The sequence below is a fragment of the Methylobacterium sp. WL116 genome, from assembly GCF_008039455.1.
Taxonomy (GTDB): Bacteria; Pseudomonadota; Alphaproteobacteria; order Rhizobiales; family Beijerinckiaceae; genus Methylobacterium.
In genome coordinates this window covers 1-3,932 of record NZ_VRUV01000430.1, presented here as the reverse complement: position 1 = coordinate 3,932, position 3,932 = coordinate 1, and the positions used below count along the sequence as shown (strand labels likewise).

The window sequence follows — 3,932 nt, the reverse complement described above, 5'->3', positions numbered from 1 at the left end:
GGCGGCGAAGCGCTCGCACAGCGCCCGGCCGATGCCCTGGGCTGCGCCCGTCACCACGACGACGCGCGCCATCGCGGTCAGGCCCCGGCTTTCACGGCGAACGACCAGGCCGCGTCGGCGAGCTTCGGCACGCGGGCGGCCATGTCGGCGGCGTGCTCGCTCGCGGCGGTGCCGGCCTTCATCCGCCCGGCGATGCCCTGGAGGATGCCGACGAGGCGGAACAGGTTGTAGGCGAAGTACCAGTTCAGGTCGGGCAGGCCGTCGCGACCGGTCTCGCGGCAGTAGAGCGCCACCGCCTCGTCCTGCGTCGGGATGCCGAGTGCGTGGAGATCGAGCCCGCCGAGCGCGCTGCGGCCGTCCGCCGGCAGCACCCAGTGCATCAGAAGGTAGCTGAAGTCGGCGAGCGGATCGCCCAGCGTCGACAGCTCCCAGTCCAGCACCGCGGCGACCCGGCCATGGGCGAAGATCATGTTGTCGAGGCGGAAGTCGCCGTGGACGATCGAGACCCGGTCCTGCTCCGGCACGGTCCGCGGCAGCCAGGCGATCAGCCGCTCGGCCGCCTCGAGCCGGTCGCCTTCGGCGGCGCGGTACTGCTTGGTCCAGCGGTCGACCTGGCGGCCGAAGTAGTTGCCCGGCCGGCCGTAATCGCCGAGCCCGATCGCGGTGGGGTCGGCCCGGTGCAGGCGGGCGAGGGTCGTGATCATGCCCGCGTAGACGTCGCGCCGCTCGGCCGGCGGCAGCTCGGGCAGGGCCGCATTCCAGTGCACCGTGCCCTCGACCGCCTCCATCACGTAGAAGGCCGCACCGATCATGCCGGCATCCTCGCACAGGGCGTCCGCCCGCGGCACCGGGAAGCCGGTGCCGTGCAGCGCCCGGATCAGGCGGTACTCGCGCTCGACCGCGTGGGCCGAGGGCAGCAGCGGGCCGAAGGGCTTGCGCCGCAGCACGTAGGCGCCCCCCGGGGTCTCGACCCGGTAGGTCGGGTTCGACTGGCCGCCCTTGAACTGGCGCAGCGTCAGCGGGCCGTCGAACCCGGCGACGTGCTCCGCCATCCAGGCCGCCAGGGCGCCCTCGTCGATCCGGTGGCGTGGGTCGACCGCCTTGGTGCCGGCGAAGGCAGAATCCCCCGTCCCGCTCACGCGGCGGGACCCGCGTTGCTGTGGCGGGCGAATTCGAGGCGGGCGATCGAGCGGTTGTGGACCTCGTCCGGCCCGTCGGCGAGCCGCAGGGTGCGGATGTGGGCGTAGGTGCGGGCGAGGTCGAAGTCGTCGGAGACGCCGGCGCCGCCATGGGCCTGGATCGCGTCGTCGAGCACCTTCAGCGCGATGCGCGGGGCGGCGACCTTGATCATCGCGATCTCGAGCTTGGCCGCCTTGGCTCCGACCTTGTCCATCATGTCCGCCGCCTTCAGGCAGAGCAGGCGCGTCATCTCGATGTCGATGCGGGCCTCGGCGACGCGCTGCTCCCACACCGACTGGTCGGCCAGCCGCTTGCCGAAGGCGGTGCGCGCGAGCAGGCGCCGCACCATCGCCTCGAGGGCGGCCTCGGCCGCGCCGATAGTGCGCATGCAGTGGTGGATTCGGCCCGGGCCGAGGCGCCCCTGCGCGATCTCGAAGCCGCGGCCCTCGCCGAGGATCAGGTTCTCGGCCGGCACGCGCACGTCGCGTAAGGTGACCTCGGCGTGGCCGTGCGGGGCCTCGTCGTAACCGAACACCGAGAGCAGGCGCTTGATCTCGACGCCGGGCGCGTCGAGGGGCACGAAGATCTGCGATTGCTGTTGGTGGCGCGGGGCGTCGGGGTCGGTCTTGCCCATCACGATCGCGACCTTGCAGCGCCGGTCGCCGACGCCGGTCGACCACCACTTGCGGCCGTTGATCACGTAATGGTCGCCGTCGCGGCGGATCGAGGTCGCGATGTTGGTCGCGTCCGACGAGGCGACCTCGGGCTCGGTCATCAGGAAGGCGGAGCGGATTTCGCCCGCCATCAGCGGCTTGAGCCAGCGCTCCTTGTGCATCGGGCTGCCGTAGCGGTGCAGCACCTCCATGTTGCCGGTGTCGGGGGCCGAGCAGTTGAACACTTCCGAGGCCCAGGCCACCCGGCCCATCTCCTCGGCGCAGCGCGCGTAGTCGAGATTCGTCAGCCCGGCGCCGTGGAACGCATCGGTGTCGTGCTCGGGCGAGGGCGGCAGGAACAGGTTCCACAGGCCCGCCGCGCGCGCCTTCGCCTTCAGGCCCTCGATCGCCGCGGAGGGCGCCCAGCGGTCGGGCACGGACTGTGCCGTCTCGGCCTTCACGGCGTCGAGCGCCGGATAGACCTCGGCGGCCATGAAGTCGCGCACGCGCTTGAGCCAGAGCTCCTGCGTCGAGGACGGGGAAAAATCCAATGTTCCACTCCCTAAGCCCGCCGACGTCGTCGCGTGGCTGGGCGGTCCGAGCGTACTCCCGCTTCGAATCGGGCCACAAGCCCCAACCCGGCCGGCCCTGACAGATCGGCGCCCCCGTCTCTGAACGCCCGGCGTACCGAAACCTTGAACCGACGTTCCCACGGCGATCGGCGCTTCGACGGCGCGGCCGCTCCGTGCCGTCGAACGAAGGCTCCGCTTGGTACAGAGGCAAGCATTCGCTCGCTGTGGCGCCGGAACTGTTGCAGATTGACGTTTGGAAAATCTATAGAAGTCTTAACGTGCGTGAAGGCTCGCCCGTCCGATCGATGGCATTCACGGCGGGCCGGGACAGCGTTTCTCCTCCGGCGGCACCTTCGCCGGTCAACGTCCCCCGACCTCCCGGCGAAGGTGCTTTTCGTCGCGGCCGCGCGTCAGGCTTCCATGCCGCGAGGAGCCGCCGCGCCCCCAGAAAGCGGAGTGCCCGTCGTGTCCGAGCCGATCACAGCGCGCTCCCTCGTCGGTCGGGATCCCGCCGTGACGACGATCATCTTCCTGGTGCTCCTCGTCGAGAGCGTCTTCCTGCTCGCCTGCCTCCTTTACCTGTAGGGCGCCGCGGGCGGAGCGGGGCGACGGACGCCATCCCCCGCCCGGCGTTCGCAGGACCATGCCCGAGGTCGGCGATCCCGCCCGAGGGGTCCGGCCGCGAGGAAGCGCTTCGGGCTTCACGTTTCGTCAACCCTATCGCCAGGTCGCCGACGCTCGCGCTTTACATGGAACAAAACAGGAACAAAGTAGGGTCATCGAAACGGAGTGCCCGACATGCTCAAGCGGATGGTTCTGGTCGGCGTCGCGGAGTTCATGGCCTTCGGGCTGCTCGCGGTCGCGGTGGCGGGTTGGGCGGTAGCCTTGGCCCCGATCCGTTGAGGGATGCCTTCGGCGCGGGCGGCCGGACTGCCCGTGCACAGGATAATCGGTCGCAGGCCGCGCGTCCGAAACGCCACATCGGCGGTGGATATCGGCAATCGCGGCCTGCCGGCCATCGACTCCTGCGGCCGAAGGACGGATCTCTGGGGCACCCGCACAAGGACCGTCATGGCGCGCCAGCTCAAGGAGGTCGGATTCGTCCACCTCCACGTCCACTCGTCCTATTCCCTGCTCGAGGGCGCCCTCAAGGTGGGCGACATCGTCAAGTCGGCTCTGGCCGACCACCAGCCGGCGCTGGCGCTGACCGACACCAACAATCTGTTCGGCGCGCTCGAGTTTTCCGAGAAGGCCGCCGGCAGCGGCATCCAGCCGATCGCCGGGATGCAGCTCTCGGTGGCGTTCGAGGCCGTCGACCCGATGGCACGGGTGGCGCGGCCCGCCGGCAGCCTCGTCGTGCTGGCGCAGAACGAGACCGGCTACGGCAACCTGCTGCGGCTGGCGAGCCGCGCCTACTTCGACACCGGGCTCGGCGAGGCGCCCTGCGTGAGCGCCGCGGCGCTCGCCGAATCGTCGGCGGGCCTGATCGCGCTCACCGGCGGCTTCACCGGCCCGCTCGACGCGGCGC

General features: G+C 70.8%; 3 protein-coding genes. 1 reads left to right on the top strand and 2 read right to left on the bottom strand.

Annotated elements, in window-relative coordinates; translation table 11 throughout:
• Positions 1–77 precede the first annotated feature (77 nt).
• Both FV223_RS22125 and FV223_RS22120 read right to left on the bottom strand, forming a co-directional pair.
• Entirely contained in the window at positions 78–1,139 is a 1,062-nt protein-coding gene (locus FV223_RS22125; protein WP_246686326.1) for a phosphotransferase family protein, read from the bottom strand.
• Complete coding sequence (locus tag FV223_RS22120; protein WP_147729011.1) at positions 1,136–2,383, bottom strand: acyl-CoA dehydrogenase family protein; 1,248 nt, start codon at positions 2,381–2,383, stop codon at positions 1,136–1,138. Before FV223_RS22120 ends, FV223_RS22125 begins: the two co-directional genes overlap by 4 nt.
• Positions 2,384–3,475: 1,092 nt before the next feature.
• Here FV223_RS22120 and FV223_RS22115 point away from each other — a divergent pair.
• On the top strand, positions 3,476–3,932 hold a 457-nt coding region (locus tag FV223_RS22115), incomplete at its 3' end, for a PHP domain-containing protein (protein WP_147729010.1).